A 15,503-nucleotide genomic window follows, 5' to 3' on the forward strand; every position below is an offset into this window, starting at 1 on the left:
CCGGGCAGGCTCATCCCCTAACGGCAAAGCGCATCAGTTCGCTGACGAGGTCGGGCAGGGCGAGCAGTCGCCGGCGCGCCTGTTGCACCGCGGGCCGCCAGCCGTCGATATCGATCGCGGGCAAGGGCTGTTGCGGCCGGTTCCAGCCGGCGTGGAAGGCGCGCAGGCTGGGTGGCGCGCCCAGCCAGTCGAGGAAGGCGTCGAGCTTGGCGAGATGCGCATCGTCGTGCTGCGGATAGATGTTCCAGACCAGGGGCTGGCCGGCCCACAGCGCACGCACCAGCGAATCCTCGCCGCGCACCAGGTTCAGGTCGCAGGCCCACAGCAGCTCGTCGAAGCTCGACTGCGGCATCAGCGGCAGCCCGTCCAGCACCAGCGAGCCGACGCGCGAGTGGCCGGCCAGCCACTGCCGCACCGCCGCGTCGGCCCGGCCGGCCGTCACCAGCAGGCGGGTCGGCTGCGCGGAGCGCGCCAGGGCGTCGAGCAGGGCGTGCAATCCGGGCGGCTCGTAGCAGAACAGGCTCAGCAGCCGCTCGCCCCGCCAGTCGATGCCGCGCGCGCGCAGCCAGGCCTGGCGGTCGAAGGCGGCCTGCCGCTCGGGCAGGTCGGGCTCGCGCACCAGCCCGCCGGTGGCGGCGCTGAAGCCCGGGTGGAAGAAGTGCTTGGTCAGACCCCGGCCCGGGCCGCTCAGCACGGGCGAGGGCAGGCCGTGGCAGCGCTCGACCCAGGCCTCGGCCGACAGGTATTCCAGGTTGATCCAGGCCGGCTGGCGACCGGTGGCGCGCGTGCGCTCGGCGATCGCCGCGACGAAGGCCGGCTCCAGCTCGCAGGCGAAGGCTTCGACCACGACGTCGCCCGGTCGTGCCGTGCGGCACTCCGCCCAGGGCAGCACCTGCACGCGGGGGTGGCCGTCCGGCGCCATCCAGGCCAGCGCGCTGGCGTCGTCCACCCACAGGCGCACGGCCTCGCCGCGCTCGGCGAGGCCGGACGCGACCCGCCAGCACACGCCGATGTCGCCGTGGTTGTCGATGACCTTGCAGAAGATGTCCCAGTACATGCCGCACGGATAATAAGCAGCGATGTCCGCCGTGCATTCCGACCAACTGCTGGCCGAAGTGGCCGCGCTGCCGCAACTGCCCGGCGTGTACCGCTACTTCGACGCCGCCGGCGGCGTGCTCTACGTGGGCAAGGCGCGCAACCTGAAGAAGCGGGTCTCCAGCTACTTCCAGAAGAACCACGGGGGCACGCGCATCGGCCACATGGTCTCGAAGATCGTGCGCATGGAGACCACCGTGGTGCGCTCCGAGGCCGAGGCGCTGCTGCTCGAGAACAACCTGATCAAGGCGCTCGACCCGAAGTACAACATCCTGTTCCGGGACGACAAGAGCTACCCCTACCTGAAGATCCAGGGCGCGCCCGACAAGGCGGGGCTCGACGCCGAAGGCGCCGGCCCGGCCGGGCCGCGGGCCGAGGTCTTCCCGAGGGTGGCCTACTACCGCGGCGCGGTGGACCGCAAGCACCGCTACTTCGGGCCCTATCCCAGCGCCTGGGCGGTCAAGGAATCGATCCAGCTGCTGCAGAAGGTGTTCCGCCTGCGCACCTGCGAGGACACGGTGTTCGCCAACCGCACCCGGCCCTGCCTGCTCTACCAGATCAAGCGCTGCTCGGCGCCCTGCGTGAACCTGGTCTCGCCGCAGGACTACCGGCAGGACGTGCGCAACGCCGAGGCCTTCCTGCGCGGCGAGACCCAGGCGGTGCTGTCTCAGCTCGAGGCGCGCATGCTGCAGCACGCCGAGAAGCTCGAATTCGAGCAGGCGGCCGAGCTGCGCAACCAGATGTCGGCCCTGTCCAAGGTGCTGCACCAGCAATCGGTGGACACCGGCTCGGACAAGGACGCCGACATCCTGGCGGTCAAGGTGCACGGCGGCAAGGCCTGCGTGAACCTGGCCATGGTGCGCGGCGGCCGGCATCTGGGCGACCGGCCGTACTTCCCCTCGCACGTCGAGGACGCGGCCGCCCTGCAGGATTTCGACGACGCCGAGGACGCCGCGCCGGCGCAGCCGGTGGAGGTGCAGGTGCTGGAGGCCTTCATCGCGCAGCACTACATCGGCGTGCCGGTGCCGCCGGCGCTGATCACCAGCGTGCCGGTCAGCCGCACGCTGGTCGAGGCGCTGTCGGTCCAGTCGGGCGTCAGGATCAGCGCCGTGCACCAGCCGCGCGAGCAGCGCCGCCTGTGGCTGGAGATGGCGCAGAAGAACGCCGACATCCAGCTGGCCCGGCTGCTGGCCGAGGAGGGCTCGCAGCAGGCGCGCACCCGCGCGCTGGTCGAGTCGCTGCAGCTCGAGCCCGACGACCTGGACGCCTTGCGCATCGAGTGCTTCGACATCTCGCACACCGCCGGCGAGGCCACCCAGGCTTCCTGCGTGGTGTTCCAGCAGCACCGCATGCAGAACAGCGAGTACCGCCGCTACAACATCGAGGGCATCACGCCCGGCGACGACTACGCCGCGATGCGGCAGGTGCTCACGCGCCGCTATGCCCGGCTGGCGGAGGCCGGGCGTGATTCGCCGGAGGCCGCGCCGCCCGCCATGGACGAGCCGGATCCGAATGGCGAGCCCGCGCAGGAGCCGCCGTCGGACGAGGGGCCGCGCGCGAAGAAGCCGTCGTCGCGTGGCGGCGCCTCGCGCTTGCCCGACCTGGTGCTGGTCGATGGCGGGCGCGGGCAGGTCAGCATGGCGCGCGAGGTGTTCGCCGAACTGGGGCTCGACCTGTCGGTCATCGTCGGCGTGGAGAAGGGCGAGGGGCGCCGCGTCGGGCTGGAGGAGCTGGTGTTCGCCGATGGCCGGCCCAAGGTGTACCTGGGCAAGGACTCCGCGGCGCTGATGCTGGTCGCCCAGATCCGCGACGAGGCGCATCGCTTCGCCATCACCGGCATGCGGGCGCGCCGCGCCAAGGTGCGCGTGGGCGGCAGCCGGCTGGAGGAGATCCCCGGGATCGGCGCCCGGAAGCGGGCGCGCCTGCTGCAACGCTTCGGCGGCATCCGTGGCGTAGCATCGGCCGGTGTCGACGACATCGCGGCCGTCGAAGGCATCGGACGCGAACTGGCCGAGGAGATCTACCGTGCGCTTCACTAGGCATCTGGCCCTGGCGGCTGCCGCACTGCTGGCCGCCTGCGCGGCGCCGGGGCCCGGGCCCCTTCCCGCCAGCGTCGGCACCCGCGGTGCACAGCCGGCCACCGTGGCGGGCGCCCAGGTGCCGCGCACCCATTCGGGCCCGGCCCGGTCGTGGGGCGAGTACAAGCTGCGCGTGGCCCAGCGCATCATGGCCACCAGCTCCGGCGAGACCTTCGGCGGCGAGCTGCCGGATCCGCTGCGCTCCATCCCGGTGCTGCAGATCCACCTGAACCGCGACGGCTCGATCCGCAACATCGCGGTGCTGCGCGTGCCGGGCCAGTCGCCGCAGACGCTGGACATGGCGATCCGGGCGATCCGGCGCGCCGCCCCGTTCGAGCCGGTGGGCCACCTGCCGCAGCCCTGGCAGTTCAGCGAAACCTTTCTCTACAACGACGACCTGAAGTTCCAGTTGCGCACGCTGGTCGAAGCGCAGTGACCGTGGGGGAGCGCCCGGGGCGCCATGACAGAATCGCGCCCATGTTCTTCACGGTACCCACGATCCTGACCTGGACGCGCATCGTCGCCATTCCGCTGATCGTCGGGGTCTTCTATCTGAAGATGCCGCCCGAGCCGCTGCAGAACCTGGTGGCCACGGCGATGTTCATCGTGTTCGCGTTCACCGACTGGCTGGATGGCTACCTGGCCCGCCGCCTGAAGCAGACCTCCGCGTTCGGCGCCTTCCTCGACCCGGTGGCCGACAAGTTCCTGGTCTGCGCGTCGCTGCTGGTGCTGGTGCACCTGGGGCGGGCCGACGTCTTCGTCGCCCTCATCATCATCGGCCGCGAGATCGCCATCTCGGCGCTGCGCGAATGGATGGCGCAGATCGGCGCGTCGCGCAGCGTGGCGGTGCACATGCTGGGCAAGGTCAAGACCACCGTGCAGATGGTGGCCATCCCCTTCCTGCTGTACGACGGCCGGCTGTTCGGGGTGATCGACACCGGCCTGTGGGGCCACTGGCTGATCTGGATCGCGGCCATCCTCACCGTCTGGTCGATGGTCTATTACCTGCGCAAGGCGCTGCCGGAAATCCGCCAGCGAGTGAAGTAATCCCCATGAACGAGATGGACCGGCAGGACCTGCTGGTGCGGGCCATGCCCGCCGTGTTCGTGCTGATCTGGAGCACGGGTTTCATCGTGGCGCGCTACGGCATGCCGCATGCGCCGCCGCTGAAGTTCCTGGCGGTGCGCTACGCGCTGTCGGTGGCCTGCTTCCTGGCCTGGGCGTTCGCGGCCCGTGCCGCCTGGCCGAAGAACCGCTCGCAGGCGATGCACCTGGCCGTGACCGGCATCTTCATGCACGCCGGCTACCTGGGCGGCGTCTGGGCGGCCGTCAAGGACGGCATGGGCGCCGGGCTGTCGGCGCTGCTGGTCGGCCTGCAGCCGGTACTGACCGCGATCTGGGTATCCGGACGCGGCGGCCAGGTGGGCCGCCGCCAGTGGCTGGGCCTGGCGCTGGGCCTGGCCGGCCTGCTGCTGGTGGTCTGGCAGAAGCTGGGCATGGGCGAGGTGCATGCGCGCAACCTGCTGTACGCGCTGGTCGCGCTGCTGTCGATCACCGCCGGCACGCTGTACCAGAAGCGCTTCGTGCAGCCCTGCGACGTGCGCACGGCCAACCTGGTGCAGCTGGCGGCCGCGCTGGTCGTGACGCTGCCGCTGGCGCTGCTCGAAGCCGAGGCCATGCGCTGGACCACGGCCGAGGGCGGCCTCAACATGGAACTGGCGGGCGCGATGGCCTGGTCGGTGCTGGGGCTCACGCTGGGCGGCAGCTCGCTGCTGTACCTGCTGATCCAGCGCGGGGCGGCCACCACCGTCAGCAGCCTGATGTACCTGGTGCCGCCGACCACCGCGCTGATGGCGTGGGTGCTGTTCGGCGAGCCGATCACCGCCATCATCGTCACCGGCGTCGCGCTCACCGCGGTCGGTGTCAGCCTGGTGGTGCGGGCCCCCGCGCCGCTGCCCGCGCCGGCGCGACAATGAGCGAATCGAAGCGAGAGGAAACCATGAGCAGGAAACGGATCGCCGTGATTGCCGGCGACGGCATCGGCAAGGAAGTCATGCCCGAGGGCGTGCGCGTGATGGAGGCCGCGGCCGGCAAGTTCGGCATCGACCTGCAGTTCGACCATTTCGATTTCTCGTGCTGGGAATACTGCGAGAAGCACGGCAAGTACCTGCCGGACGACTGGAAGGACGCCATCGGCGGCCATGACGCCATCTTCTTCGGCGCCGTCGGCTGGCCCGAGAAGATCGCCGACCACACCTCGCTGTGGCAGTCGCTGCTGCTGTTCCGGCGCGAATTCGACCAGTACGTCAACCTGCGGCCCGCGCGCCTGATGCCCGGCATCACGGCGCCGGTGGTGCGCAAGGACGGATCTCCGCGCGAGCCGGGTGAGATCGACATGTACATCGTGCGCGAGAACACCGAGGGCGAGTACTCCAGCATCGGCGGGCGCATGTATGCCGGCACCGAGCGCGAAATCGTCATGCAGGAGACGGTGATGTCGCGCATCGGCGTCGACCGCGTGCTGAAGTTCGCCTTCGAGCTGGCGCAGTCGCGGCCGAATAAGCACCTGACCAGCGCCACCAAGTCCAACGGCATCGCCATCACCATGCCGTACTGGGACGAGCGCGTGGCCGAGATGGCCCAGGCCTACCCGCAGGTGCGGCTGGACAAGTTCCACATCGACATCCTCACCGCGCACTTCGTGCAGCGGCCCGATTTCTTCGACGTGGTGGTGGCCAGCAACCTGTTCGGCGACATCCTCAGCGACCTCGGCCCGGCCTGCACCGGCACCATCGGCATCGCGCCCTCGGCCAACCTGAACCCGGACCGTCGTTTCCCCTCGCTGTTCGAGCCGGTGCACGGCTCGGCGCCGGACATCGCCGGCCGCGGCATCGCCAATCCGATCGGCCAGATCTGGTGCGGCGCGATGATGCTGGAGTTCCTCGGCCACAAGGACGCGCACGATGCGGTGCTGCGCGCCATCGAGCAGGTGCTCGATCCGAAGTCGGGCGCGCCGCGCACGCCGGACATCGGCGGCAACGCCGGCACGTCCGACCTGGGGCGCGCGATCGCATCGGCGCTCTGAATCCCCGTTCTGGATTCCAGATCGACCTGCGCGGCAAAGTGGGCGGTCGCTGACGCTCTGCACCGGCGCGGTGCGCGCTTGCGCAGCGCGGCAAGCTTCGCTGCGCTGTTGTAAACCTGTCAGCCTTATTGACAGGGTGGGGTGCCGTGGCTCTAATCGGCCACAGTGGTCCACGGCCGCGACAGAAGTCTCCCTCTTCCTGGCAAAGGCACCGCGACGGCGAGCCGCAGGAGACGGGAGACATGATTTTTTGAGGGACACCTGTCCAACACCAACTCTCCAAGAGGGGCACCTGTGAACAAAACCGAACTGATCGAGCACATCGCGAAACACGCCGACATCTCCAAGGCAGCGGCCACGCGTGCGCTGGAGTCGATGATCGGCGCCGTCAAGACGACGCTCAAGAAGGGCGGCGCCGTGTCGCTGGTGGGATTCGGCACCTTTGCCGTCGGCAAGCGCGCCGCCCGCAGCGGCCGCAATCCGCGCACCGGCGCGCAGATTAAAATCAAGGCTGCCAAGGTGCCCAAGTTCCGTCCGGGCAAGGCGCTCAAGGATGCGCTCAACTGACCGGATAGCCTCAAGGTGGGGTGCTTAGCTCAGCTGGTAGAGCGGCGCCCTTACAAGGCGTAGGTCGGCGGTTCGAACCCGTCAGCACCCACCAACCCCGAGAAGGCGAACGGATGTTCGCCTTTTGTTTTTCAACGGCACCCGCACATTTGTCGAGAGTCGCGCATGTTTGAATTCGTCCGCAAGCACACCAGGATCATGCAGGTGCTTCTGTTCCTGCTGATCGTGCCGTCGTTCGTGCTGTTCGGCCTGGAGGGCTACAACAGCTACCAGGAGCGCGGCGCGGCGGTGGCGAAGGTGGACGGGCGCGAGATCTCGCAGTCCGACTGGGACAACGCCCACCGCGAGCGCGTGGACCGCCTGCGCCAGCAGATGCCCACGCTCGACGCCAAGCTGATGGACAGCCCGCAGGCGCGCTACGCCACGCTCGAGGAGATGGTGCGCGACCGCGTGCTGACCGCCGCCGCGCATAAGGGCCGGCTCATCGCCAGCGACCAGCGCCTCGCGCGCGAACTGCATTCCAACGAGGTGATCGCCTCGCTGCGCGGCCCCGACGGCAAGCTGGACATGGAGGCCTACAAGCAGCTGCTGGGCCGCCAGGGGATGTCGCCGCAGATGTTCGAGGAATCGGTGCGCCAGGAGATCGGCCAGCGCCAGGTGCTGGCCGGCGTGGCCGCGACCGGGCTGTCGACCCCGGCGCAGGCCGGCGTGTCGCTCGACGCCTTCTTCCAGCAGCGCGAGATCCAGGTCGGCCGCTTCGACCCGGCCGACTACCTGTCCAAGGTCAACCCGACCCCGGCCGACCTGGAGGCCTGGTACAAGGAGCACGCCCGGCAGTTCCAGCTGCCCGAGCAGGCCGGCATCGAATACGTGGTGCTGGACCAGCAGGCCCTGATGAAGGACATGCCGATCAACGAGCAGGACCTGCGCACCTACTACGAGCAGAACGCGCCGCGGCTGGAGGAGCGCCGCGCCAGCCACATCCTGATCGCCGTGCCCAAGGGCGCGCCGGCCGAGCAGAAGGACAAGGCCCGCGCGCAGGCGCAGCAACTGCTGGAGCAGGCGCGCAAGAACCCCGACAGCTTCGCCGAGCTGGCCAGGAAGAACTCGCAGGATCCGGGTTCCGCCGCGAACGGCGGCGACCTCGACTTCTTCGCCCGCGGCGCCATGACCAAGCCGTTCGAGGATGCGGTGTTTGCGTTCAAGAAGGGCCAGGTCAGCGACCTGGTGGAAACCGAATTCGGCTTCCACATCATCAAGCTCACCGACATCAAGGGCCGCAGCTTCGAGCAGATGCGGCCCGAGCTGGAAGCCGAGATGCGCAAGCAGCAGGCCCAGCGCCGGTTCGCCGAGAGTGCCGACAGCTTCTCCAATGCGGTGTACGAGGCGGCCGACGGCTTCAAGTCGGTGGCCGAGCGCTTCAAGCTGGAGGTCAAGACGGCCACCGTGCAGCGCACGCCCGCGCCCGGCGCTGCCGGCGTGCTGGCCAGCCCCCGGCTGCTGGAGACCGTGTTCGCCCCCGAGAGCATCGAGAAGAAGCGCAACACCGAAGCGGTGGAGATCGCGCCCGGTACGCTGGCTTCGGCCCGCATCGTCCAGTACAGCCCGGCGCGCACGCGCCCGCTGGCCGAGGTGCAGGACGAGGTGCGCAAGCGCGTGGTGGCGACCCGCGCCGCGGAGATGGCGAAGAAGGACGGCCAGGAGAAGCTGGCCGCCTGGAAGGCTGATCCGGCGGCGGCCAGGCTGTCGGACAAGCTCGTGGTGTCGCGCGAGGATCCGGCGCGCCAGCCGCAGCAGGTGGTCGAGTCCGCGCTGCAGGCCGATGCCGGCGCGCTGCCTTCCTTCGTCGGTGCCGACCTGGGCGAGCAGGGCTTCGCCGTCGTCAAGGTCAGCCGCATCGTGCCGCGCGGCGAGGTGCCCGCGGCCGCCGCCCAGCAGCGGCAGGCGCTCTACAGCCGGATGTGGACCAGCGCCGAGGCGCTGGCCTACTACCAGTTGCTCAAGGACCGCTTCAAGGCACAGATCCTGGTGCCGCAGCCGGCCGTCGAAAGCACCGAGTCGGCGACGCGCTGAGGAGGCCGCGCCACTGCGCGGCTATAATCTCGCTCTCTCTCTACGGTGGCTGTAGCTCAGTTGGTAGAGTCCCAGATTGTGATTCTGGTCGTCGTGGGTTCGAGTCCCATCAGCCACCCCATTCAAGCCCAAGGTACTGATCGCCTTGGGCTTTTTTGTTTCCCCTTCGGGATCGACTGCTGCCTTGCTGCGCGAGAGGTCGTGCGGCAGGGGCCTAAACGTCGCTGACCCGAGGTCGGGCGGCTGGTGGGGGCGGCCGGCGGCGTCGATCCGCGCGACTGCGCGAGCGTCCGAGGCACCTGAACGCCCCGAGACCCTCCAAACTACGGAATTCCGGCAGTGGGCGATCGCAGCCGCCCGAAGGAGCACGGATGAGGCCTTGGCACAGCCGTTTAGGGATCGCAGGCCGCGTCGGGCCCGGCCGGGGAGCGCCGTTGAGAAGGCGCGCGAGCTGCCCTTCTGGAATGGCGCGCTGGACCGGCTGTGGGCCGAGCTGGATACGAGCGACCGCGGGCCGACTGAAGCGGCCGCCGGCGCCCGGCTCGCGGCCTATGGGGAGAACGTGCTGCGCACGGAGCCACGGCGCGCCCTGGCCCTGGAGTACCTGGCCCACCGGATCGCAGCTCGTGCCCGGCGACATCGTGCGGCTGAGCGCTGGCGACCTGGTCCCGGCCGACGGCCGTCTCGTCGAAGCCCGGGATTTCTTCGTGCGGCAGTCGGCCCTCACGGGCGAATCCTTTCCGGTGGAAAAGCACGCCGCCGACCTGGAAGCCGCGGCGCTCGAAGCGGCCGACGTCACCAACGCCGCGTTCATGGGTTCGTCGGTGGTGAGCGGAAGTGCCACCCTGCTGGTCTGCCGCACCGGGCCGGACACCCTGCTCGGCAGCATCGCCGACAGCCTGCGCGAGCCCGCCGGGCCCACCGCCTTCGAGCGCGGCACGCGCCAGTTCGGGCTGCTCATCCTGCGGATGACCTTCGCCCTGGTGCTGTTCATCGTCTTCGTGCACCTGCTGGCCGAGCGGCCGCTGCACCAGACGTTCCTGTTCGCCGTCGCGCTGGCCGTCGGCCTCACGCCGGAGCTGCTGCCGATGATCGTCTCGGTGACGCTGGCCCGCGGGGCGCTGCGCATGGCGGCCAGGAAGGTGGTCAAGCGCCTCGCGTCGATCGAGAACATGGGCAGCATGGACGTGCTGTGCACCGACAAGACGGGGACGCTGACGGAGGCGGCGATCCGCCTGGAGCGGCATGTCGACGCGCAGGGCCGCGAGAGCCGGCGCGTGCTGGAGCTGGCCTACCTCAACAGCGCGTTCGAGTCGGGCCTGCGCAGCCCGCTGGACGATGCGATCCTGGCGCAGCGCGGGGTCGACCTGACCAATTGGACCAAGGTCGATGAAGTCCCTTTCGGGTTCGAGCGCCGGCGGGTGTCGGTGCTGGCCGAGCGCGCCGGCCAGCGGCTGCTGGTGGTCAAGGGCGCACCCGAAGACATGCTGCGGCTGTGCGCCGCCGCGGAGGAGGCTGCCCCGGATGGATCGCCCGCGGTCCGGCCGATGGATGAGGCTGCGCGGCAGCAAGCGGCGGCCTCGTTCGAAGCCTTGAGCCGGCAGGGCTTTCGCGTGCTGGCGATCGCCTGGCGCGCGGTGCCTGCCGACCACGCGCACGCGGTAGTCGGCGACGAGGCGAGCCTGGTGCTTTGCGGCTTCGCGGTCTTCCTCGATCCGCCCAAGGCGGATGCGGCCGCCGCGATCGGCAAGCTCCGGCACAGCCACGTGCACGTGAAGGTGCTGACCGGCGACAACGAGTGGGTGACGCGCCACGTCTGCGAGCAGGTCGGCCTGCCGGTGAAGGAACTGCTCACCGGCGCGCAGATCGAGCAGCTCGACGATGCCGCCCTGGCGGTGCGGGCGCAGCGTGCCGACGCCTTCTGCCGGGTGTCCCCGGCGCAGAAGAGCCGCATCCTGGGCGCGCTGCGCCGCCGCGGCCACGTGGTCGGCTTCCTCGGCGACGGGGTCAACGACGCGCCTTCGCTGCACGAGGCCGACGTGGGCATCTCCGTGGATTCCGCCGTGGACGTGGCCAAGGACGCGGCCGACATGATCCTGGTCGAGCACGACGTGGGCGTGCTGCACGACGGGGTGGTCGAGGGGCGCCGCACCTTCGCCAACGTGATGAAGTACGTGATGATGGCCACCAGCTCGAACTTCGGCAACATGTTCAGCATGGCGGGCGCCTCCCTGATCCTCCCGTTCCTGCCGATGCTGCCGGTGCAGATCCTGCTGAACAACCTGCTGTACGACGCGTCGGAAATCCCGATCCCGCTCGACGCCGTCGATCCCGAGGAAGTGCGGCGTCCGCACGACTGGGACCCGGACTTCATCCGCCGCTTCATGCTGACGCTCGGGCCGGTCAGCTCGGTGTTCGACTTCGCCATGTTCTGGGTGCTGCTGTCGGTGTTCCATGCCGATGCGGTGCTGTTCCGCACCGGCTGGTTCATCGAGTCCGTGGCGACGCAGGTGCTCGTGATCTTCGTGATCCGCACGCGGGCTGCGCCCTGGCGCAGCCCGCCCGCAGCCGGGCTGGTGGCGACGGCGCTGGCCGTCGTCGGCCTGGCCGTGCTGCTGCCGTTCACCCCGGTGGCCGCGCCGCTGGGCTTCACGGCACCGCCGGCGCAACTGCTGCTGGCGGTGGCGGCGCTGGCCCTGGCCTACCTGGCCTGTGCCGAAGCCGCCAAGCGCTGGTTCTACCGTTCGCGCCACGCCGTGCCGCGGCATCGCCGCAGCCCTGGGCGCGCGTGAGGTCCGCCGATGTCCGATGCGCTGGTCGCGCCCCGCGTGCTCCTGGGCAAGGCGGCCCCTCTCGTGGGCGTGGCCGTCTTCGGCCTCGCGCTGTGGGTGTTGCAGGACTGGCTGCGCCAGCAGCACTACCAGGAGCTGCTGCGGGCGTTGGCGGGCCTGCGCGACACCGCGCTGTGGCAGGCGGTCGCGCTCACCGTCGCTGCCTACCTGGTGCTGACCGGCTACGACCTGCTGGCCATGCGGTTCATCGGCCGCCGCGTGCCGAGCGGGTCGGTCGCGACAACCGCCTTCGTGGCCAATGCATTGGGCAACAGCTTCGGCGACACGCTGTTCACCGGGGCCGCGGTGCGCTTCTGGACCTACACCGCAGCAGGCCTGTCGGCTCCCGAGATCGGCCGGGTGGTGCTGTTCTGCAGCCTGGGTTTCTGGCTCGGCTTCCTGCTGGTCGGTGGGGTCGCCTTCATCGCGGACCCGGTCGCACTGCCCCCGGCGCTGCAGGGGGCGGGCCAGACGAGCCGGCCGCTGGGGGTGGCCTTCCTGGCCCTGCTGGCCTGCTACGTCGGGCTGGCCCTGCTGCAGGCGGCCCGCGGCCGACCGCTCGCATGGCGCGGGCTGCGCGTCGGACTCCCTTCGCCCGCGCTCACGCTGGGACAGGTGGCCGTCGCCGCGCTGGACCTTTGTCTCATGGCCGCGGTGTTCTACGTGCTGCTGCCGCCGTCCGCTGGCATCGGCCTGGCGCGCTGCATCGCGGTCTTCCTGGTCGCCCTGGTGGCGGGCAACGTGAGCCTCGTGCCGGGCGGACTCGGCGTGTTCGAGTCGGCCGTCGTCCTGCTCCTGGGCGAGCGCGTGCCCGCGAGCGAGCTCGCCGCGGCGCTGCTGGTCTTTCGCGGGCTGTACTACATCGCGCCGCTGCTGGCCGCGGCTTCCCTGCTGGCGCTGCGCGCGGGCGCGCCGCTGGTGCCCCGGATTGGCGAGCGGTCGGTGGCCGCCGCCCGGCCGGTGCTGGCGATGACGCCGGCGGTCATGGCCGCTGCGGTGTTCGCTGCCGGCGCGCTGCTGCTGTTCTCCGGCGCCACGCCCGCCGTCAGCGGCCGGATCGAAGTCCTGGGCGGCGTGCTGGCACTGCCGCTGATCGAGGCCTCGCACCTCCTGGCCAGCCTGGCTGGGGCGGCGCTGCTGCTGCTGGCGCGTGGGCTGCAGCGCCGCCTCGATGCCGCCTGGCTGCTCGCCCTGCTGGTGCTCGCCGCCGCCGCGGTGCTGTCCCTGGCCAAGGGCTGGGACTACGAGGAGGCGATCATCCTCGGGCTGGTGGCCGCGGCCCTGCTGGCGTCGCGCGGGCAGTTCCATCGGCGGTCGTCGTTGCTGGCGGAGCCGTTCACCGCACCCTGGACCGCGGCCGTGGCCATCGTGCTCGGGGCCTCGGCCTTCCTGGTCCAGTTCGCCAACCGCCATGCCCTGCACGCGGGGCTGCCGTGGTGGGCGTTCGCCTTGCAGGCGGAGGCACCGCGTTCGCTGCGCGCCATGGTCGGCGCCACGTCGCTGGTGGCCCTGTTCGGGCTGTACCGGCTGCTGCGGCCGGGGCGGCCCGCGACTCCGTCGCCCTCCGCTGAGGACATCGAGCGGGCACGGCCGCTCGTCGAGCGCTCGCCGCGAACCTATGCCAACCTGGTGCTGCGGGGCGACAAGGCGGTGCTGTTCAGCGCCGCGCAGGATGCCTTCCTCATGTACGGACGCCGGGGCCGCAGCTGGGTGGCCATGGGCGACCCGGTGGGAAGCCCCGCTGGGGCGCGCGAGCTGCGCTGGCGCTTCCGGGACCTCTGCGACCGCTACGACGGCTGGTGCGTGTTCTTCGAGGTCGGCGCCCAGCAGCGCGGCGAGTACGCGGAGCTGGGCCTGGGCCTGACGCCGCTGGGCGAGCAGGCGCGGGTGGAGCTGGCCCGTTTCGACCTGGCGCTGCCTCGGCACGCCGGCCTGCGCCAGGCCCGCGCCCGGCTGCTGCGGCGCGGCTACCGCTTCGAGCTGGTGCCGCGCGAATCAGTGGCCCTCGTCGCGCCGGCCCTCGCCCGGGTGTCGGACGCATGGCTGGCGGCCAAGGCCACGCACGAGAAGGGCTTCTCCAATGCGTCGTTCGACGTCGGCTACCTGGCGCAGTTTCCCGTGGCGGTGGTGCGCGGGGAGCACGGGATCGTGGCCTTCGCGAACGTGTGGCGCGGAGCCGGCCGGCACGAGTTGTCGGTCGACCTGATGCGGCACCTGCCCACCGCGCCGAACGGCACGATGGACTTCCTGTTCACCGAGCTGATGCTCTGGGGGCGCGCGCAGGGTTACCGCTGGTTCGACTTCGGCATGGCGCCGCTCGCCGGTGCCCATGCGCAGCGCGAGGCGCCCGTGTGGGGGCGCCTCGCCACCCTGCTGTACCAGCAGGGCGAGCCCTTCTACAACTTCGAGGGCCTGCGCCGCTACAAGGCCAAGTTCGATCCGGTATGGAGCCCGCTCTACCTGGCTTCGCCCGGCGGCGTCGCGCTGCCGGCGATCCTGGTCGATGTCACTGCACTGATGGCCGGCAGCCTGGCCGGCATCGTGTCCAGGCGCGGCCCGCGTGCCGCCCCGGCAGCATGCCGCGCCTGACGCGTTTCGTGCTGGTGCTGACGGCCATCGTGGGCGGCCTTTACGCCTACGTCAGCGGGCGGCTGGCCGACTCCCCGGGCCTGCGGCTCGTGCTGTTCGTGCCGTTCCTGATGGTCTGGCTGGTGCCGGTCGTGTACTGGGGCGGCGAGCGCGACACCGTGCACCCGGCCGACGACTGGCTGCACGCCGCGAGCTACCTGTGCATGGGCTGGCTGAACTTCCTGGTGCTGCTGACGCTGCTTCGTGACGCGCTGCTGGTCGCCGCGCGCGTTCTCGATGCGCCTGCCATGCTGTCGTTCTGGCGGGACGAGGGGCGGTGGGTGGTGCTGGCGGGCTCCGTCCTGGCGCTGGTCGCCGGCGTGCTCTTCGCGTTCCGGGGCCCGCACCTGCGGCAGGTCCGGATCGCCATCGAAGGCCTGCAGCCGGCGCTGGAGGGCTTGCGCATCGTGCAGATCAGCGACCTGCACGTCGGCCCGACCATCGGCGAGCGCTACGTGCGCCGGGTGGTCGAGATGGCCAACGCGGCCGCCGCCGACCTCGTGGTCCTGACGGGCGACATCGTCGATGGCCCGCCCGCCCGGCTGGCGCGCCACGTCGCGCCGCTGGGCAGGCTCGCCGCCCGCGAACAGGTGCTGTTCGTGCTCGGCAACCACGACTGCTATTCCGGTGCGCGCCGCTGGATCGCGCACTTCCAGGGCCTCGGCATGCGGGTGTTGCTCAACGAATACGTCACCCTCGAGCGCGGCGGCGCCCGCATCGTGTTCGGCGGTGTCGTGGATCCGGCGCTGCAGGCGTTCGAGCCGGGCCAGGTGCCGCGTCCGGACCTGGCCGCGGCTCCCCAGGCTGGCCCCGCGCTGCGCATCCTGCTGGCGCACAACCCGGCCATCGCCGTGCGGGCGCAGGCGGCCGGCTTCGACCTGCAGCTGTCGGGCCACACCCACGCCGGTCAGTTCTTCCCCTGGACGCTGGCGGTGCGGCTGGTGCACGGCCCGCACGTGGCCGGGCTGTCGCGGCAAGGGCCGATGTGGGTCTACGTCAGTGCCGGCACGGGCACCTGGGGCCCGCCCGTGCGTTTCGGCTCGGAGCCCGAGCTGACGGTGCTGACGCTGGTCGCGTCCCGGCAGGCCGAGGCGCCGGCTGTGCTTGCCGCACGCCGCCGGACTGCCTAGATTCGCCGAACCCTCG

General features: G+C 70.7%; 11 protein-coding genes and 2 tRNA genes. 12 read left to right on the forward strand and 1 reads right to left on the reverse strand.

Annotated elements, in window-relative coordinates; translation table 11 throughout:
* Positions 1–10: 10 nt before the first annotated feature.
* On the reverse strand, positions 11–1,057 hold the full coding sequence (gene earP / locus PE066_RS19705) for an elongation factor P maturation arginine rhamnosyltransferase EarP (RefSeq protein WP_271234217.1): 1,047 nt from the start codon (positions 1,055–1,057) through the stop codon (positions 11–13).
* A 22-nt stretch (positions 1,058–1,079) separates the two neighbouring features.
* Here earP and uvrC point away from each other — a divergent pair, with 22 nt between their 5' ends.
* The 12 genes from uvrC to PE066_RS19765 all read left to right on the forward strand — a co-directional run bounded on the left by uvrC (position 1,080) and on the right by PE066_RS19765 (position 15,487).
* Positions 1,080–3,134: an excinuclease ABC subunit UvrC gene (gene uvrC / locus PE066_RS19710; protein ID WP_271234218.1), complete on the forward strand. Its 2,055-nt coding sequence runs from the start codon at positions 1,080–1,082 to the stop codon at positions 3,132–3,134.
* Positions 3,121–3,609, forward strand: coding sequence for an energy transducer TonB (locus PE066_RS19715; protein WP_271234219.1), 489 nt, complete (start codon positions 3,121–3,123; stop codon positions 3,607–3,609). Before uvrC ends, PE066_RS19715 begins: the two co-directional genes overlap by 14 nt.
* A gap of 41 nt (positions 3,610–3,650) precedes the next feature.
* Entirely contained in the window at positions 3,651–4,220 is a 570-nt protein-coding gene (gene pgsA, locus PE066_RS19720) for a CDP-diacylglycerol--glycerol-3-phosphate 3-phosphatidyltransferase (protein WP_271234220.1), read from the forward strand.
* A 5-nt stretch (positions 4,221–4,225) separates the two neighbouring features.
* Positions 4,226–5,149 carry a DMT family transporter gene (locus tag PE066_RS19725; RefSeq protein ID WP_271234221.1) on the forward strand — a complete coding sequence of 308 codons (924 nt, stop codon included), beginning with the start codon at positions 4,226–4,228 and terminating at the stop codon, positions 5,147–5,149.
* Positions 5,150–5,172: 23 nt separating this feature from the next.
* Positions 5,173–6,258 (forward strand): tartrate dehydrogenase, encoded by a 1,086-nt coding sequence (locus PE066_RS19730; RefSeq protein WP_271234222.1) that lies wholly within the window; start codon positions 5,173–5,175, stop codon positions 6,256–6,258.
* Positions 6,259–6,552: 294 nt separating this feature from the next.
* The gene (locus tag PE066_RS19735; protein WP_271234223.1) at positions 6,553–6,825 is read left to right on the forward strand and encodes an HU family DNA-binding protein; all 273 of its coding nucleotides are present in this window, start codon (positions 6,553–6,555) and stop codon (positions 6,823–6,825) included.
* Between the two features lie 18 nt (positions 6,826–6,843).
* Positions 6,844–6,919, forward strand: a tRNA-Val gene (locus tag PE066_RS19740).
* Between the two features lie 71 nt (positions 6,920–6,990).
* Entirely contained in the window at positions 6,991–8,898 is a 1,908-nt protein-coding gene (locus PE066_RS19745; RefSeq protein WP_271234224.1) for a SurA N-terminal domain-containing protein, read from the forward strand.
* A gap of 45 nt (positions 8,899–8,943) precedes the next feature.
* Positions 8,944–9,019 (forward strand) — tRNA-His (locus PE066_RS19750).
* 505 nt (positions 9,020–9,524) lie between these two features.
* On the forward strand, positions 9,525–11,690 hold the full coding sequence (gene mgtA, locus PE066_RS19755; protein WP_271234225.1) for a magnesium-translocating P-type ATPase: 2,166 nt from the start codon (positions 9,525–9,527) through the stop codon (positions 11,688–11,690).
* 9 nt (positions 11,691–11,699) lie between these two features.
* On the forward strand, positions 11,700–14,318 hold the full coding sequence (gene mprF, locus PE066_RS19760) for a bifunctional lysylphosphatidylglycerol flippase/synthetase MprF (protein WP_271234226.1): 2,619 nt from the start codon (positions 11,700–11,702) through the stop codon (positions 14,316–14,318).
* On the forward strand, positions 14,306–15,487 hold the full coding sequence (locus PE066_RS19765; RefSeq protein WP_271234227.1) for a metallophosphoesterase: 1,182 nt from the start codon (positions 14,306–14,308) through the stop codon (positions 15,485–15,487). The genes mprF and PE066_RS19765 overlap by 13 nt, the downstream gene beginning before the upstream one ends.
* The last annotated feature ends 16 nt before the right edge of the window (positions 15,488–15,503 follow it).

The sequence above is a fragment of the Ramlibacter tataouinensis genome, from assembly GCF_027941915.1.
Taxonomy (GTDB): domain Bacteria; phylum Pseudomonadota; class Gammaproteobacteria; order Burkholderiales; family Burkholderiaceae_C; genus Ramlibacter; species Ramlibacter tataouinensis_C.